Genomic DNA, 14,136 nt, shown 5'->3' with positions numbered 1-14,136 from the left:
AAGTTGGTCGAGCCGTATCGCGACCGTGCGCTGGTCGTACGCCGCTACGACCTCGGCGAAGCCGACCGCATCATCGTCCTTTTCACCCGCGACCACGGCTTAGTCCGCGGTGTCGCCAAAGGCGTGCGGCGCGCGAAGAGCCGCTTCGGCTCGCGCCTCTCACCATTCGTCGACGTGGATGTCAACATCTACCCACGCCGAGGACTGTCCACTATCGCAGGCGCAGATACCGTGCGCACGTGGGCAGCACCGCTTGTCGACGACTATGCGCGCTACACCTGTGCGTGTGCAGTCCTGGACGTCGCCGAACGCATTGTCGGCGAGGAGCAAGTGCCGGCTCCCGAATTGTGGGATCTCACCACTCAATCGCTCGACGACGTTGCGGCCGGTCGCCATCGCCCCGATTTGTTGCTGACCTCCTACATTCTGCGAGCAATGGCGCAGGCCGGTTGGCAGCCAAGCCTCTTTGAATGCGCAGGCTGCGGCAAAGCCGGCCCTCACCACGCGTTTTCTCCCGCACTGGGCGGAGCAGTGTGCACCAACTGCAGGCCACCGGGTGCAGATACTCCGCCGACCGAGGTTCTGCATCTGATGTGGCAGCTTGCTCATGAGCAATGGGCGGGCATCGATACGTCGTCAAGCGATTTTGAGGGGCGGATTGCGACGGCGCGTACCCTAACGGCGAAGTACCTGCAGTACTACCTGGGCCGCCGGGTGCCGGCGCTGGAACATGTGGATGCTTTTTGGCAGTAAGCAGTAGCGGTGGGGCACAATAGGAAGCGTGTTGAATCCTCCTGTACCGCAGCAATTCGTGCCCAATCACATCGCGCTCGTGATGGACGGCAATGGTAGATGGGCCGAACAGCGTGGGCTCAAACGCACCGAGGGACACAAGCGTGGCGAGGCCGTGCTGATGGAGTGCGTCGATGCTTGTTTGGAGATGGGCGTCAAGCACCTGTCGGCTTACGCATTTTCCACTGAGAATTGGCGCCGTTCGGTCGATGAGGTCCGATTCCTCATGGGCTTTAATCGCGACGTGCTGCGCCGACGTCGTGATGAGCTGGATTCGAAGAACGTTCGCGTGCGTTGGGCAGGGCGTCGCCCGCGACTGTGGCGCTCGGTGATTAAGGAACTTGAGATTGCCGAGGAGCAGACGAAGGACAATGACGCGCTAACTCTGTATATGTGCGTCAACTACGGTGGTCGCGCTGAAATTGTTGATGCTGCTAGAGAGATTGCTCGTCAGGCAGCAGCGGGGGAGCTCAGCGAATATGACTTGACCGAGAAGTCTTTCGCACAGTTCCTGGATGAGCCGACTATGCCGGATGTTGATCTGTTCTTGCGTCCGTCGGGCGAGCAGCGCACGTCCAACTTCTTGATCTGGCAGTCCGCCTATGCGGAGATGGTCTATCAGGACAAGCTTTTCCCGGATTTCGGTCGGGATGACATGCGCGCCGCAGTGGTGGAGTACGCCAAGCGCGACCGTAGGTTCGGCAAGGCCTAGAGCCGATATTTTTTTTTGGGGGGGGGGAGGGAGCCCGGGCTACTTCTTCTGGCAGTCCCTGCACAGGCCGAAGACCTCAGCAGTGTGCCCGGTTAGATTAAAACCGTGCTCCTCCGCCAGGCTGTGAGCCCACTGCTCGACAGGGCCGCCGGCGACTTCAACGGTGCTGCCGCAATCGGTGCAGACAAGGTGATGATGGTGGTGGTCACCGCACAGCCGGTAGAGAGCCTCTCCGGAGGCATTGTGCAGAACATCGACAATGTCCATTTCTGCAAGGGACTGGAGCGTCCGATAGACCGTCGTCAAGCCGACCTTGTCCCCACGTTCCGTCAGCGACTTATGAATGTCAGCAGCGGAGCGAAAATTAGGGGCCTCACTCATAATCGACACGACGGCGCGGCGTTGGCGAGTACTGCGCTGGCCGATGCGGGTTGCGGCCGGCCGCGCGGAGGCGTGTGCCCCGGTGCTAGCGGGGGAGCCCGTACCACGTGGGTTTTCGCCAGAACTAACTTCGTGCATATCTTCGCCAGCCATGTAACCGACACTACCCGGTATCGGTTGGACAAGATGCGCTAGAGTATAGGGGAACTTTTAACTGGCCTGTTGAGGTCAGTACATTTTGCTTTTCATTATGTCGTTCGCCGCACGGAACGGGCTGAATTGTGTGCCCGGAAAAGGCGTGTGGTGTGCGATGCGAAGCCATTTATAAGGAGTGGTCTAGACCGTGGCACCTAAGTCAGTTGTCGATACCGTCGCCAACCTGTGTAAGCGCAGGGGGTTCGTTTACCCGTGTGGTGAAATTTACGGCGGTACCCGCTCGGCATGGGATTACGGTCCCCTGGGTGTGGAGCTGAAGGAAAACATCAAGCGCCAGTGGTGGAAGACCTTCGTCACCGGTCGTAAGGATGTCGTCGGCCTGGATTCCTCCATTATCCTGCCGCGCCAGGTCTGGGAAGCTTCCGGCCACGTCGCTACCTTCACCGACCCGCTGGTGGAGTCCCTGCACACCCACAAGCGCTACCGCGCTGACCACCTGCTGGAGGCCTACGAGGCCAAGCACGGTCACCCGCCGGCCAATGGTCTGGCAGATGTTCCGGACCCGGAGACCGGTCAGCCGGGCAACTGGACCGAGCCGCAGATGTTCTCCGGTCTGATGAAGACCTTCCTCGGCCCGGTCGACAATGAGCAGGGCCTGCACTACATGCGCCCGGAGACCGCTCAGGGTATCTTCGTAAACTTCAAGAACGTTATGACCACGGCTCGTATGAAGCCACCGTTCGGTATCGGCCAGACCGGTAAGGCATTCCGTAACGAGATCACCCCGGGCAACTTCATCTTCCGTACCCGCGAGTTCGAGCAGATGGAGATCGAGTACTTCGTCGCACCGAACGAGGCGGAAGAGAAGTTCGATGAGTGGGTCGACGCCTGCTGGAACTGGTTCATTGACCTGGGCGTTAACCCGGAGAACATGCGTCAGTTCGACGTTCCGAAGGACGAGCGCGCTCACTACTCTGCACGCACAATCGACTTCGAGTACCGTTTCCACTTCCAGGGCAACGAGTGGGGCGAGCTGATGGGTGTCGCCAACCGTACGGACTACGACCTCGGCTGCCACATCGAGCACTCCAAGGAAGACCTGCGTTACCACGACCAGGTCACCGGCGAAAAGTACGTTCCGTACGTCATTGAGCCGTCCTTCGGTCTGACCCGCGCCCTGATGGCCTTCCTGTGCGATGCCTACACCGAGGAAGAGGTGCCGAACGCAAAGGGCGGCACCGACACCCGTACTGTGCTGAAGCTGGACCCGCGTCTGTCGCCGGTTAAGGTTGCTGTTTTGCCGCTGTCGAAGAAGGACACCCTGACTCCGACTGCTGAGGCTGTCGCCGACAAGCTGCGCCAGTACTGGGCCGTCGATTACGACACCTCCGGTGCTATCGGCCGTCGTTACCGTCGCCAGGATGAGATCGGTACTCCGTTCTGTGTCACCGTTGACTTCGATACTCTCGAGGACAACGCTGTGACCGTCCGTGACCGCGACACCATGGAGCAGGAGCGCGTCAAGATTGACGAGCTGGAAGGCTACCTCGCAGCTCGCCTGGTGGGCTGCTAATGGCCGAAGAAGTTTTTTGGGAATCCTATAGTCTCGGCGACGGTTCTCGGGAAAAATCCGAGCAAACCTGGCCGATTCTGAAGGAAAGCACCGAAGTCGGCACGTACATCCGTGATGAGCAGGGCGATCGCCTCAACACCCCGGAAGGGGAGTGGGTCATTGACGCCTCTGCTAATCACCGTGTTTCCGCCACGCTTCCCGACGGCCGCGTGTTCTCGACCGTTGCTGCTGACCGTGACAAGATTTCGCGAGCCAAGCAGCTTTCAGTGACCTTTGGGCCGGAGCGTCCTGAAGGCAAGCTGGTGTGCGAGGGATCGACGAACTACGTCATCGAGAATGCGAAGACCGGCGAGAAGTGGGGCCAGTTTACCGGTGCGTCCCGTGGCGTGCGCCACGCAGAGGTGCAGTTCGACACCGATGAGGGCCGTGCGCTGCCGGAAGAGGAGAAGATCTTCCTGGTCTACAGTGCTCGTCGAGTGCTGGAGTCCCGCATGGTTTCCTCTACCTGGATTCTCACTGTCTGCTTGCTCTTGCTGATTGCCTATATGATTTGGGTGTGGATCGTGTAGCAACTATTGCAGACGGCGTCGTTTACGACGAGTACAAAAAGACCCTGTCCGACGGCTGGAGCTGTCAGGACGGGGTCTTTAGTGCTTTCTGGATCACCTCGCCACAAGGGCGTGGCTGGCAGGTGAAAGCCCGCTTTTTTAGCACGAACGCGCTAGTGATGACGAATCCGGATGAGGGGGATTCTTTCGTCCTAAACAGAGAAGGACGGGGAATTCGCACGGTCTTCGACATCGAACGGCCAGGCTATGAGCTCGCCCGAATCGTCAGAGAGGACAGTCTAGGCCGAGGGGTATTTGGTGTCTATGCCCAGAAAGGAGACTTCCGGGGGAGTTTCGAAGACTGGCTGATTGCCGCCGCTCTGGCGACGTGGTCTGTGGATGGACCACGCCAGATGCGAATTTAGGCGGGAATCTAGAAGCCCATTGTGCTGCCGGAGCCGCCTGGTCGGCTCGAACCTCCGCCGAAACCGCCGAAGCCACCGATGCTGCCACCAAAGCCGCTGTTGTTGCTGAGCATGCTTCCCAGCACCATGCCGGCGACCATCGATCCGTTGCTGCCGCCACCGCGGCGCTGATCCTGGTAGCGGCGGATGTCACGGCGGGCCAAGTCAGCGGCCTCAGCCGCGAGCTTGCGCGCACGACGTGCGTAGGCCAACGCCTTTCGCGGATCGTCGTTGGCCAAGCCCTGAGCAGAGCCGTAAGCACGCTGCGCCTCCGCGAGGCGAGTGCGAGCCTCAGCGCCAACCACACGGCGGCGGGTAGCAAGTAAGTCAGCCGCGGCGCGAATGTGATTGTCGGCATCCTGCATGCTGTGCTGCAAAGTAGCGGTAGCGCGGGCGAACGACGCGGCCTTGTCTCGAGCGGAGTCGAGGGCTTCGTCGAGTAGCTCATCGGCATCGGTCAGTGCGGTCCAGGAACTCAGTGGATCCACTTCGGACTTATTGGCTGCCACACCGAGTGCTTCACGGCCTGCTTCGATGGCCGCATTGAGACGCTCGCGGTTGATGTTGGCGCCTTGCGGTGCCGACATCAGGTGCGAGGCCTCATCGATTTCACCGCGGACCTCGGCGATAAGGGAAGCCAGTCCAGCGACTGCAGCGTGAATATCGCTATCGGCGTGTTCAATGGCCTCCAGAAGACTCTCTGCCTGTGTGAGCGCAAAGTCGGTGGCCGACAGCGCATCAATCAGACCACCTTGCTCACCGGCAGGTAGGTCCGCGATGCGGCGGGCCTCAGACATTGACTGGTCAGCCTGATTCAGGTGCTCCGTGGCCATGTCGATATTGTCGGTCACAGAGCTGAGCATCTGCTCTTCGTAACGTGCGCGCAGACCATCGAGAATTTCGCCGGCACGCGGCATACGTGAACGCAGCTCGACACTTCGCTGAGTGAGCTTTGAAATGGTCGCTTCAGCATTCATTAACTCCTGGCGGAGCTTCTGGAAGTTTGCGGCCTCGCCGTCGAGCTGGTCATCCGCAACACCACAGGTGGAGATAATCTCCAGCAGGACACTGCGGCGCTCGATTTCGTCGGTCACGGAGCCGTCGTCAAGCTGTTGGCGAAGTGCAAACGCGCGCTCGAGCGTGGACTGAGAGTGCTTCAGTGCGTTGTCGAAGGTGCGGATGCGTTCGGTGCCGAACTCAGCGCGAGCGAGGTCGAGCTCGGTGCTGGCCTTGCGAATGGACTCATCGGTACTGACAATCTCATCGTGCGCAAGAACATCGAGCGAGCTGGTGCTCAGCGAGTCCAGCGAAGAGACATCCCTGGGGTCGATGTTGCGGCCACGAGCGATCTCCTCCTCATCGCGCTTCTTCTTATTGCGGCGGCCCACGGCCCAGGTGGCGCCACCGACAACGGCGGCACCACCGAGGCCGGCGCCGAGTGCCCACCCACCGGCGGAGCCGCTGCCACCGCCTGCCTCGGCGATGGCAGCTTCACCCGCAGCTGCCCAGTTGTCATCCTCTAACAACTGCCCTTGAGCTGCTCTGTTGATGGCCTCCGCGTTGCGGGGGAAGGAGTCTCCGACGAAAGCGCCGAGGTTTCGGTCTTCCACGGCGACGACCAGGACACCGCGGTTGTCGGCAGCTCCGAGGTGCTCCCAGGCCTGCTGCGCCCACTGTTCGCCCTGAATGCCGTCGAAGCTCTTGATGTAAAACACCGAGAACAGGAGTCGCTTCTCTGTCTTGAGCTGCTGAATCTGCTCCTTCAGACGAGCTTCATCGCCGCCGCTCAGCACACCTGCGAGATCAGCCACCTCGCCCGACACATCCGCCGGTGCCTCGGCGTGCGCCAGGGATGCTGACGGTGCGAGTGCCAGCAGCGAAGCAGGTGCGTGAACCGGTGGCTGTGCCGGTAGTGCGGCAGTAATTAGCGGCATGCTCAGGCCGAGGAAAGCACCCGATGCGGCAAGGTAAAGGGGGCGAAACACGCGATTCCTGTCAGACATATCTACAAGGATACGTAACAATAATTACGTGGCCGGTAAATTTTCGTATTCATCTTTTGAACTCGCTCGTATTGTCGAGGAGTCTCCGAAGCAGTCATTGCTGCCCGGGGTGCAGTCCTTGGAAACCCACCGGGCGGCGTTTGCGCGAGATCGCGCCCGCGTCCTGCACTCCGCAGCGCTGCGCAGGCTGGCTGACAAAACCCAGGTTGTGGGGCCAGGGGAGGGCGATACTCCGCGCACACGCCTGACTCACTCGCTGGAGGTCGCGCAGATTTCCCGCGGAATCGCCAGCGAGTTGGGTGCAGATGAGGATCTCGCAGAGCTGGCCGGTCTGACCCATGACATCGGGCATCCGCCGTATGGCCACAACGGCGAGCGTGCCCTCAACGAGATTGCCGCTGGTTGCGGCGGGTTCGAGGGCAACGCGCAGACGCTGCGTATTCTCACTCGCCTCGAGCCGAAGGTGCTCGATGGTACAGGTGAGCCCTGTGGACTCAATCTCACTCGGGCGGCGCTCGATGCGGCTTGTAAGTACCCGTGGACACCGATCGGTCCCGATGGTCAGCTCCGCCACAAGTACGGCGCCTACCAGGAAGATGCTGCGATCCTGCAGTGGATTCGCCAGGGCGTTCCGCACGGCAAGCAGTGTCTTGAGGCGCAGATCATGGACTGGTCTGACGATGTCGCCTATTCCGTCCACGATGTCGAGGATGGCATCGTCTCTGGCCGCGTTGACCTGGGTGTTCTGTGGGACACGGTGGAACTGGCCGCGCTCGCTGACAAGGGTGCTGCCGCATTTGGTGGCGATCCAGCGGAGCTCGTCGAGGCTGCCGGGCGTCTTGCCAGCTTGCCGGTGGTATCAGCTGCGGCGTCCTATGATGGTTCGCTGCGCTCGTTGGTAGCGCTGAAACGTATGACTTCGGAGCTGGTCGGCCGTTTCGTCACGGCTTCCGTCGCGGGTACGCGTGCTGCCTCCGGGTCGACGCTTCCGCTCGGGCGTTACGACGCGGACCTCGCGGTGCCCAGCTCGATTCTGGCGGAGGTCACCATGCTGAAGACCATCGCCGTGCTGTATGTGATGGATCTTCCGCGTCATATTCGCCGTCAGGAGCGTGAACGCGATCGTCTTTTCCGGGTGGCCGAGTATCTGCAGGAAGGTGCTCCAGGGACGCTTGATCCGATGTTCCAGTGGCTCTATTCCCGGGCGGAGAGTGACCAAGCGCGGCTGCGGGTTATCGTTGATCAGCTAGCGTCGATGACGGAATCGCGTGTAGAGCGGCTTGATCGCCAGATTGCTGGTGTGGCTGCGGCGTGGGGGTAGTGCTGTCAGCGATTACTATTTTTGAAGTATCCGCTGAAGGCTACTACTGAGGTCATCGGAAAGCGCCTTCGTAGTCTCTGCGTCGGGCTTCGCATGCATGTAATCGAGGGCTAGTCCATTTACGATAGCTGTGATGAGCCGGGCCGTCTGAGCTATATCTCCAGGGACGTCTGCGGCGGACAGTGCTGAAATGAGATGGTCCTGGAATCTACTGAGTTCGTTCTGGTGCTCCTGGGCCAGGACTTTGCGTGTTGATGCAGCGGCACCGAGGATAACCCACAGTGCTGCGTCTTCGCGCTGTATTGGGCCGATGGGGAGTAGTTCGAGCAGGGAGCGGTGGAGCCGTTCTAGCGGCGAGGTATTCGATTGAAAGCGTAGCGACGAGACTCTTTCATGCTGTCGTGCTGCCGAGCGCAGAAGTGCCCTGCTGAGTAGTTCGTCTTTCGTGCCCATAAAATACTGCACTGTTCCAGGGGCTACGCCCGCCTGTTGAGCCACTTTTCGAACGCTGACAACGTCGAACCCCTGGTTAACAATTACTTTGATTGCTGCATCGGAAATGGCTTTTTCTTGAGGTGACATCATGCTCATATCCTAAAACTCCTTTGGGGTTTCATTCGCGCCACTTCCCGTACGACTGTATGATAGTTTACTATACGAATGTACGAGGGAGTGATGGAGATGGACTATCTTGTTCTTGTGGGGCTTGCGCTTCTTGACAGTCTCAGTGCTGGAACCCTGCTGATTCCAGTAGTGCTGCTCATCGTCTGGCGGAGGATGAGGGGTGCCGAATACGTTACTTATTTAGGGACAATTGTCTTGTCCTACTTTGCGGTTGGCATCGCGCTCTTTTTCGGCCTGCGTCAGGCTTTAGACGCAGTCTCGGGCATTGCATCCAACACTTGGTTCAGTTGGGTGATGATGGTCTTGGGTATTCTGTTAGCTGCTTACGGAATCCTGGCACCGAATCCCAAGAAACGGACTGTCGAAGAGATACTTGAATCTCGGTCGGAGGACACTAAAAAAGGTTCTGCCGGTCTCCCAGCGATGGTGGGGTTGGCCTTAGCGGCAGCAGTTGTCGAGGTCGGTACGATGTTGCCGTACTTGGCGGCAATCGGAATTATTGAATCGATGGCAGTGCCTTTCGCAGTGCAACTGCTTATCCTTGCGCTCTACTGTGTAGTGATGATTTCGCCCGCAGTCATTGTTGGAGTGCTCTTCGCGGCCTTCGGAGACAAGGTCTATAACCGGGTAGTGAGTGTTATCCCCCGGTTGGAATATGAAACAAAGGTCACTGTTTTGTGGGTGGCAGCAATAATTGGCATCGTTCTTGTTGCCCGAAGCGCAAATCAACTCGGTTTTATCGGGTAGCGCTGATTCCGCAGTAATACTTTGGCTCAGTCCTCCGCGTCAGGAATTTCGCAGAAGCTCTCATAGTGGTCATCGGTGTAGTACCAGACATCCGGATCGTTTTCGGAACCGCCGCCGACAACGATGCGGCGTGCACCGCGGCTGGAATTGCCCGGGGTGGTCACGGTGTATTCGCGGTAGTAGTCACCGCGCTCCTTCGGCAGGCGTCCCTCGTAGTTGCCGAAGTGCTTGCCGTCGTGCCGCGAATAGATGTGGTCCTGGTCGGTCAGGATGCGGTCGATAACATCGTCGGCCTCCTGCGGCAGGGTATCTACTGCGCAGGTAGCACCCTTGGTGCCAGCCTTATTGCTGCCCGAGTTGGGGCCAGGTTTAGGGCCTGGTTTCGCGCTGGAGGCAGTGGAATCCTGCGACCCCTGTGAGTTCTCGGATGCCGTAGAGTTCTGATCTCCGCCATCGAGCCCGAAATAACTACCAGCCAGCACCAGGGCGGCAGCGCCTACGCCGCTCGCAATCTTCTTCCACTCAGCCATGGCTAGTATCTTTCCATATCTGTCGCCGCCGGCACGTTTTTGGGTTGGGCGCGGGAGGCTCGTCGGCAAGCGAAACCTCTACGGCGGAGTCGATTGGACGGGTTGGGTAAGGTTATTTTCATGGCTAGGGGAAGAATTCCGGACTCCGATATCGCGGCAATCCGCGAGCGGACTCCGATTGAGGAGATCGTTGCAGAATACGTGAACCTCAAACCGGCTGGCGCGGATTCTCTGAAAGGGCTATCGCCTTTTAAAGACGAGCGCACGCCGTCGTTCCACGTACGCCCCAATCATGGCTACTACCACTGCTTTTCCACCGGCAAGGGTGGTGATGTATTCAGCTTCCTCATGGAGATGGAACACCTGTCTTTCCCGGAGGCTGTCGAAGCCTGTGCGGAGAAAATTGGCTTCCACATTAACTATGAGGGCGGCGGCACGGGCCGTCGCGAGGAACCGGGAACTCGCCAGCGTCTCATCGCCGCAAACCGCGAGGCACAGAAGTTCTACCGCGAACAGTTCTCCACTCCAGCGGCAGCGCCAGCGCGCGAGTTTCTGGAAAACCGCGGCTTCACCGCCGAGCACGCGGCCCAGTTCGGCTGTGGTTACTCGCCGGCCGGCTGGGACACACTAACCAAGCACCTGCAGCGCCTGGGCTTTAGCTTCGAGGAGTTGGACAAGGCGGGTCTTTCCAAGATGGGGCGCATGGGGCCGATCGATCGTTTTCACCGTCGTCTCATGTGGCCGATCCGCAATATGTCCGGCGATGTCATCGGCTTTGGTGCCCGCAAGCTTTTCGACGATGACAATCTGGGCAAGTACATGAACACGCCCGAGACCATGCTGTACAAGAAGTCCAAGGTCCTCTTCGGCTTGGATCTGGCAAAGAAAGACATTGCCGCTGGTCATCAGGCTGTAATCGTGGAGGGCTACACCGACGTCATGGCCATGCACGCCTCGGGCGTGACCACAGCCGTCGCGTCCTGTGGCACCGCTTTCGGCGAGGAGCACCTCCAGCTGCTGCGTCGTCTCATGCTCGACGACAACTTCTTCCGCGGCGAACTCATCTACACCTTCGACGGCGACGAGGCAGGGCAAAAGGCCGCCATGCGCGCCTTCGAGGGGGAGCAGAACTTCACCGGCCAGTCCTACGTCGCGGTCGCGCCGGACGGCATGGATCCGTGTGATCTGCGCCAGAAGAAGGGCGAGGCCGCAGTCCGCGATCTCGTTGCTTCACGACGGCCATTGATCGAATTTGTCCTCCGCACACTTCTGGCCGACTATGACCTGACCACCGCTAATGGCAGGGTCTCCGGGCTGCGCCGAGTGGTGCCTGTCCTGGCCCAGCTCAAGGACGCGGCGTTGCGCGATGAGTATGCCCGCGAAGTTGCCGGCTGGATTGGCTGGAATGATGAAGCCGAGCTGGTGCAGCGCGTCCGCGAGGAGGCCAGTCGGCCACAGAATGAAAAGCGCACTCCCTACCAGCGTCGCCAAGAAGAGGCCCGTGCCCGCGAAGAGGCAGAGGAAGCGCGGCGCCGGCGCAACCCGGCACTGCCGTATCCAAACCCGCGGGACCCTGTGCTCTATGCGCAGCGTGAGGCTCTCAAGTTGGCAATTCAAGAGCCCGCCACCACCGGCCCGGTATTCGATGCGCTCGCACCCGAGACCTTTGGGCATCCGACCTACCGGGCGGTATTCGATGCCATCATGGCTGCAGGTGGTGCCTGCGGGGAAGCGGCCACACAGCCACATAGTTGGGCGACCGCAATTATGGATCAGGCGCGGGAGGACGTCGTCAAGCATCTCGTGACTGAGCTGGGCGTGGAGCAAATCGCCGTCGATGCAGAGACGCTGCGCCCGTATGCGCAGGCGATTCTGGCGCGGTTGCAGGAGGTGTGGGTCGGTGACCAAATTGCACAGCTGAAGGCGATGCTCTCACGAATGCGCCCCTCAGACGACGAAACCGCCTACAACTCGCTGTTCGCGGACCTGCTCGCGATGGAGCAGTACCGCCGCGAACTGCAAGCAGAGGCGGTCAAGGTCGTGTTTGAGTAGCTAGTGGCTAGCGACTAGTAGCCGCGGCGAATCCACTCTTCCAAGTGCGGAGCCTCGCGGCCAATCGTCGTGTGGTCGCCATGACCCGTGCGGACAGTCGTTTCCGCAGGCAGAGTCAGCAGATTGTCGCGGATGGAGTTAATAATCGTGTCGAAATCCGAGTAGGACCGACCGGTCGCCCCCGGACCGCCGGAAAACAGCGTGTCACCAGAGAACAGCTCCGCGGCCTCCGGTACGTACAGACAGCACGAGCCAGGGGAGTGGCCCGGAGTGTTAATAATGACAACCTCCGTGCCCGCAATCTCCAGGCGCTGACCATGCGCGAGATCCTCGTGCGCCAGATCCGGCCAGGACTGCTCCCACAGCATCTGGTCGCCCGGGTGGACGAGCAGGGGAGCGTCGAGCTTCTCCTGCAGTTCAGGGGCCACAGTGATGTGGTCGTTGTGTGCGTGGGTGCACACGATGGCCTTTACCTTGCGACCATCCACCGCATCGATAATCGGCTGCGCCTCATGCGCCGCGTCGATGACAATGACCTCACGGTCATCGCCGAGCACCCATACGTTGTTGTCTACGTCCCACGTGCCACCATCGAGCGAGAACGTGCCCGACGTGAGAACGTGGTCAACCCTCAAATCCTTGTTCACAGCGTCACCACCGATCGCAGTACCTTACCGGCCTTCATGGTTTCGAAGGCCTCATCAACATCCTCAATGCCAATGCGCTCCGTCACGAAGCCCTCTAGTGGCAGGCGGTTCTGCAACGACAGATCCACCAGCATCGGGAAGTCGCGCTCTGGCAGGCAGTCGCCGTACCAGGACGACTTCAACGCACCACCGCGGCTAAACACATCCGCCAGCGGGATATCCAGCTCCATTGTCGGCGCCGGAACGCCGACCAGAACAACGCGTCCAGCCAGGTCACGGGCGTAGAACGCCTGCTTGTAGGTTTCCGGACGGCCGACCGCATCAATCACGACATCAGCACCGAAACCGTCGGTCAGCTCACGCACTCGCTTAACGACGGAATCCTCTTCCCCGGTGCCCTTATCGCTCTTAGCCAGCTCCGCAGAGTTAATGGTCTCGGTCGCGCCGAATTCGCGGGCGGTGTCCAGCTTCTCGTTCGAGATATCGATGGCAATAATCTTGCTAGCGCCGGCCAGCTTGGCACCGGCGATAGCGGCCGTACCAACGCCACCGCAGCCGATGACGGCTACCGATTCACCGCGCTTGACCTCGCCGGTGTTAATAGCCGCACCGATGCCGGCCATGACACCGCAGCCCAGCAGGCCCGCAACGGCCGGATCGGCTGCCGAATCGACCTTGGTGCACTGGCCCTCGTGGACGAGGGTGGCATCCGCAAAAGCGCCGATTCCAAGTGCTGGGGTGAGGACGGTGCCGTCGGCAAGCGTCATGGGCTTGGAGGCGTTGAAAGTGCTAAAGCAGTACTGTGGCTCACCGCGCTTGCAGGCGCGGCACTCGCCACAGACGGCGCGCCAATTGAGGACGACGAAATCGCCGACGGCAACATGCGTGACCTCTTCGCCAATCTCGGAGATCACGCCTGCGGCCTCGTGGCCGAGGAAGAACGGGTACTCGTCGGTGATATCGCCGTCGCGGTAAGCCAGGTCTGTATGGCAGACACCGCAGGCCTGGATGTCAACAATGACATCGTTCGGGCCCGGGGACGGGATGTGAATATCAGTAAGTTCTACAGGTGCGCCTTTTTCGCGGGCGATAACGCCGCGAACAACGCGTGCGGTTTGCTCGGTGTTTTCGGTTCCGTTGGTTTGTTCAGACATAAGCCCCATCGTATGAACGCGGTATGAAAAGTGCATGATGGAAAGCATTTTCAGTACTGGTAGGAGCTTTGTGGGCGCTGTGCGAGGTTGCGTGGATTGTGTGGATTGCGTGGCTCTGAGAACTCACAACGGTGTCATGACGTGTGGGAAAAGAAGGTCTAAATTGACCTTTGACCTGGCGATTTGTGAGTTTCAAGGGGTCTGGGTAAAGTATCTATCCGTCGCAAGGAACGGCATGGCCGAAGTTCGGTTTAGCCGGTTCTGTGCGGTGGATATTCCTCCATAGCTCAATGGCAGAGCATTCGACTGTTAATCGAAGGGTTGCTGGTTCGAGTCCAGCTGGAGGAGCAATTAAGCCAGGTAGGACGATGTTTCCTACCTGGCTTTCTTGATTTCTAGGGCGCAAAAGTACGCGGATAATGGGGTAGGTAA

Annotated in this window: 14 protein-coding genes and 1 tRNA gene; 9 read left to right on the top strand and 6 right to left on the bottom strand. The window is 59.8% G+C overall.

What is annotated here, in order from left to right; translation table 11 throughout:
• Positions 1-3: 3 nt before the first annotated feature.
• Complete coding sequence (gene recO / locus CRD20_RS02030) at positions 4-753, top strand: DNA repair protein RecO (protein WP_070549895.1); 750 nt, start codon at positions 4-6, stop codon at positions 751-753.
• Between the two features lie 28 nt (positions 754-781).
• Positions 782-1,504, top strand: a complete 723-nt coding sequence (locus CRD20_RS02025; protein WP_016423112.1) for an isoprenyl transferase — start codon at positions 782-784, stop codon at positions 1,502-1,504.
• 39 nt (positions 1,505-1,543) lie between these two features.
• Here the strand turns inward: CRD20_RS02025 and CRD20_RS02020 are convergent, their stop codons facing one another.
• Entirely contained in the window at positions 1,544-2,038 is a 495-nt protein-coding gene (locus tag CRD20_RS02020; protein ID WP_016423111.1) for a Fur family transcriptional regulator, read from the bottom strand.
• A gap of 190 nt (positions 2,039-2,228) precedes the next feature.
• Here CRD20_RS02020 and CRD20_RS02015 point away from each other — a divergent pair, with 190 nt between their 5' ends.
• The 3 genes from CRD20_RS02015 to CRD20_RS02005 are packed head-to-tail and all read left to right on the top strand — an operon-like array spanning position 2,229 to position 4,587.
• Positions 2,229-3,614: a glycine--tRNA ligase gene (locus CRD20_RS02015; protein WP_049189626.1), complete on the top strand. Its 1,386-nt coding sequence runs from the start codon at positions 2,229-2,231 to the stop codon at positions 3,612-3,614.
• The gene (locus tag CRD20_RS02010; RefSeq protein WP_049170730.1) at positions 3,614-4,183 is read left to right on the top strand and encodes a hypothetical protein; all 570 of its coding nucleotides are present in this window, start codon (positions 3,614-3,616) and stop codon (positions 4,181-4,183) included. The genes CRD20_RS02015 and CRD20_RS02010 overlap by 1 nt, the downstream gene beginning before the upstream one ends.
• Positions 4,171-4,587, top strand: coding sequence for a hypothetical protein (locus CRD20_RS02005; RefSeq protein WP_187404753.1), 417 nt, complete (start codon positions 4,171-4,173; stop codon positions 4,585-4,587). The genes CRD20_RS02010 and CRD20_RS02005 overlap by 13 nt, the downstream gene beginning before the upstream one ends.
• A gap of 8 nt (positions 4,588-4,595) precedes the next feature.
• On the opposite strand, the gene CRD20_RS02000 is transcribed toward CRD20_RS02005, so the two are convergent.
• A complete protein-coding gene (locus CRD20_RS02000) occupies positions 4,596-6,629 on the bottom strand; it encodes a TPM domain-containing protein (RefSeq protein WP_222866155.1) in 2,034 nt (677 codons plus the stop codon).
• A gap of 28 nt (positions 6,630-6,657) precedes the next feature.
• Here CRD20_RS02000 and CRD20_RS01995 point away from each other — a divergent pair, with 28 nt between their 5' ends.
• Positions 6,658-7,950, top strand: a complete 1,293-nt coding sequence (locus CRD20_RS01995) for a deoxyguanosinetriphosphate triphosphohydrolase (RefSeq protein WP_048732682.1) — start codon at positions 6,658-6,660, stop codon at positions 7,948-7,950.
• 15 nt (positions 7,951-7,965) lie between these two features.
• Here CRD20_RS01995 and CRD20_RS01990 read toward each other — a convergent pair whose 3' ends face one another.
• Entirely contained in the window at positions 7,966-8,541 is a 576-nt protein-coding gene (locus tag CRD20_RS01990) for a TetR/AcrR family transcriptional regulator (RefSeq protein WP_016423105.1), read from the bottom strand.
• Between the two features lie 84 nt (positions 8,542-8,625).
• Between CRD20_RS01990 and CRD20_RS01985 the strand changes: the two genes are divergently transcribed.
• Positions 8,626-9,321 (top strand): GAP family protein, encoded by a 696-nt coding sequence (locus CRD20_RS01985; RefSeq protein ID WP_016423104.1) that lies wholly within the window; start codon positions 8,626-8,628, stop codon positions 9,319-9,321.
• Positions 9,322-9,347: 26 nt separating this feature from the next.
• On the opposite strand, the gene CRD20_RS01980 is transcribed toward CRD20_RS01985, so the two are convergent.
• On the bottom strand, positions 9,348-9,851 hold the full coding sequence (locus CRD20_RS01980) for a ribonuclease domain-containing protein (RefSeq protein ID WP_016423103.1): 504 nt from the start codon (positions 9,849-9,851) through the stop codon (positions 9,348-9,350).
• 120 nt (positions 9,852-9,971) lie between these two features.
• Between CRD20_RS01980 and dnaG the strand changes: the two genes are divergently transcribed.
• Positions 9,972-11,903, top strand: a complete 1,932-nt coding sequence (gene dnaG, locus CRD20_RS01975) for a DNA primase (RefSeq protein WP_080969560.1) — start codon at positions 9,972-9,974, stop codon at positions 11,901-11,903.
• A 14-nt stretch (positions 11,904-11,917) separates the two neighbouring features.
• Here dnaG and CRD20_RS01970 read toward each other — a convergent pair whose 3' ends face one another.
• On the bottom strand, positions 11,918-12,550 hold the full coding sequence (locus tag CRD20_RS01970) for an MBL fold metallo-hydrolase (RefSeq protein WP_048732678.1): 633 nt from the start codon (positions 12,548-12,550) through the stop codon (positions 11,918-11,920).
• Complete coding sequence (locus CRD20_RS01965) at positions 12,547-13,704, bottom strand: S-(hydroxymethyl)mycothiol dehydrogenase (protein WP_187404752.1); 1,158 nt, start codon at positions 13,702-13,704, stop codon at positions 12,547-12,549. Before CRD20_RS01965 ends, CRD20_RS01970 begins: the two co-directional genes overlap by 4 nt.
• A 276-nt stretch (positions 13,705-13,980) precedes the next feature.
• Between CRD20_RS01965 and CRD20_RS01960 the strand changes: the two genes are divergently transcribed.
• Positions 13,981-14,052: transfer RNA gene (locus tag CRD20_RS01960), tRNA-Asn, on the top strand.
• Positions 14,053-14,136 lie beyond the last annotated feature (84 nt).

The organism is Corynebacterium sp. LK33 (genome assembly GCF_014334955.1).
GTDB lineage: Bacteria > Actinomycetota > Actinomycetes > Mycobacteriales > Mycobacteriaceae > Corynebacterium > Corynebacterium jeikeium_D.
Note: the sequence above shows the minus strand (reverse complement) of the source record. Positions and strands in the feature narration are given on the sequence as shown.

What these genes read in the sequence shown, in the direction of transcription:
- CRD20_RS01990 (WP_016423105.1), bottom strand. Translation starts at nt 8,541, where the DNA reads ATGAGCATGATGTCACCTCAAGAAAAAGCCATTTCCGATGCAGCAATC.
- CRD20_RS01985 (WP_016423104.1), top strand. Translation starts at nt 8,626, where the DNA reads ATGGAGATGGACTATCTTGTTCTTGTGGGGCTTGCGCTTCTTGACAGT.
- CRD20_RS02020 (WP_016423111.1), bottom strand. Translation starts at nt 2,038, where the DNA reads ATGGCTGGCGAAGATATGCACGAAGTTAGTTCTGGCGAAAACCCACGT.
- CRD20_RS02010 (WP_049170730.1), top strand. Translation starts at nt 3,614, where the DNA reads ATGGCCGAAGAAGTTTTTTGGGAATCCTATAGTCTCGGCGACGGTTCT.
- CRD20_RS01965 (WP_187404752.1), bottom strand. Translation starts at nt 13,704, where the DNA reads ATGTCTGAACAAACCAACGGAACCGAAAACACCGAGCAAACCGCACGC.
- CRD20_RS02000 (WP_222866155.1), bottom strand. Translation starts at nt 6,629, where the DNA reads ATGTCTGACAGGAATCGCGTGTTTCGCCCCCTTTACCTTGCCGCATCG.
- dnaG (WP_080969560.1), top strand. Translation starts at nt 9,972, where the DNA reads ATGGCTAGGGGAAGAATTCCGGACTCCGATATCGCGGCAATCCGCGAG.
- CRD20_RS01980 (WP_016423103.1), bottom strand. Translation starts at nt 9,851, where the DNA reads ATGGCTGAGTGGAAGAAGATTGCGAGCGGCGTAGGCGCTGCCGCCCTG.